The 1,826-nt window shown below is 68.1% G+C and carries 1 protein-coding gene; it reads right to left on the reverse strand.

Annotated features, from left to right (window positions below; all coding sequences use genetic code 11):
- Positions 1-21 precede the first annotated feature (21 nt).
- A complete protein-coding gene (locus tag ACF08M_RS41590) occupies positions 22-1,689 on the reverse strand; it encodes an IS1182 family transposase (protein WP_392190516.1) in 1,668 nt (555 codons plus the stop codon).
- Positions 1,690-1,826 lie beyond the last annotated feature (137 nt).

Here is a 1,826-nt window from a genome sequence, read left to right on the forward strand (position 1 = left end):
GACCCTGTTGCCCAATTGGTCTCATGCCGCAAGGTCGAGTGCTGCCAGGCGGGACGTACGTGTGCGGGCGAGGGGCGTTTCGTTCCACCAGGCGTCGAGACGGATCAGATTGATGGCGGTAGCTGTGAGGATGTGCGCGAGACGTGTCTTGGCTTGGCCGATGTAGCGGGTCCGCCGGGCTCCAGCAGCAGCGACGGCCTGGTGGATGGTGCCTTCCACTCCGGCACGTGCCGCATACCGGTCCTTCCACTCGTCCGTGGACTGCTCGGCGCGGACGCGTTCCAGCAGTGCGTCCTGGTCCTGGGGACGGACGGTGAGCTGCCGCCCGTACTTGGTGGAGCGAGTGCACTGGTCTCGCACGGGACAGGGTGCGCAGGTGGTGGTCGCGAAGCGGATTCGGATCGCGTCCCGGCCGTTGTTGTCCACTCCCGCCGTCCAGTACCTGCTCACGGCGCCGGTCGGACAAGTGGCTTGCTGGGCCCGCCAGTTGATGGTGAAGGCGGACTTGTCGAAGCCTCCTCCTTTCGCCGCCTGCCGCGTGTTGTTCGACCGGACCGGGCCGACGACGTGGACACCGCGGGTGGCCGGCGCGGTCAGCAACAGCTCGGCCGAGGTGTATCCGGCGTCCAGGAGGTGCTCCGCCGGCAGGAGGCCCTTGCCCGTGAGGCGGTCGTGGACCTCGTCGACGACCATCGCGTCGTTGACCGTGGCGTCGGTCGTGACGACATGGGTGATCAGGTGGGGTCGCTTCGCCTCCCCGGGATCGTCGCAGCTCTCGCTGAGGTGGATCTTGTAGCCGACCCAGGCGGACCCGCGCTTCTTCGCGTAACGGGCCTCGGGATCATAGGGCGAAGCGACCATCGCTCTGCTCGGCGGGAGATCGTCTTTCCCCCGCCAGGCCACCTCTTCCTCGCCGTCGGTGACGGTGCGGGTGAACTGCTGCACCCACACCGTGCGCAGGACGGAGACGGCGGGCACCTGCCTCAGCCATACCGGCGCCGTCGGGGCGAAGACGGCTTCGAGCAGCCGGTATCCGTCGGCGGCGATCTGCCGGGCGAGATCGCGCCGCTCCTGCTCGTCGGTCGGCAACCGGTAAGCGTCGACCCGTGTCCCGTAGCGTTCCTGCCATGCCGGGTCCATCGACGCGCGCATCCAGTCGGGCACGGCCGTGGCGAGTGCCTCCAGTGTCGCCCGCAACGTCTCGCCGATGAACTCCAGGCGGTTGAGACTGCGGACCGCGGCCAGGACGTGCGTGGCGTCCGTGCGCTGACGCCCGCCGGGAGCGACCAGCCCCATCTCGGCCAGCCGTTCCAGAAGCAGGTCCAAGATCCTTTCCTCCAGTCCGTGCGCCAGCAGCCGTTCCCGGAACCCGGTCAGCACGGTGTGGTCGAAGCCGGGGTCGGTCAGCTCCAGACCGAGCAGGTACTTCATGTCGATCCTGGCCCGCACCGCGTGCGCGGCCTGGCGATCGGTCAGGTTCTCGGCGAACTGAAGGATGCTGACCAACGCCAGCCGGCCGGGCGGGATGCCAGGACGCCCCCGAACCCCGAAGGCCGTTCTGAACTCCTCGTCCAGGAACAGCGGACCGAGACTGTCCCGGATCCTCATCGCCAGACACCCCTTGGGGAACGCTGCCCGGGCGACATCCCGTGTCACCGCAGGAACCTCCACCTCCGAACTCGACCGCATCGACACAACGCCACCCCCGATTTCCGCGGCCAGACGCCCAGTTCACGCCCTCGAAACCGCCTGCACCACACACTCGCGAACCGGAATGCCACGCGACAGGCGATCACGGCAGCTTCACTCAATTAGGCAACAGGGTC

It is taken from the genome of Streptomyces sp. NPDC015032 (assembly GCF_043080425.1).
Taxonomy (GTDB): Bacteria; Actinomycetota; Actinomycetes; order Streptomycetales; family Streptomycetaceae; genus Streptomyces.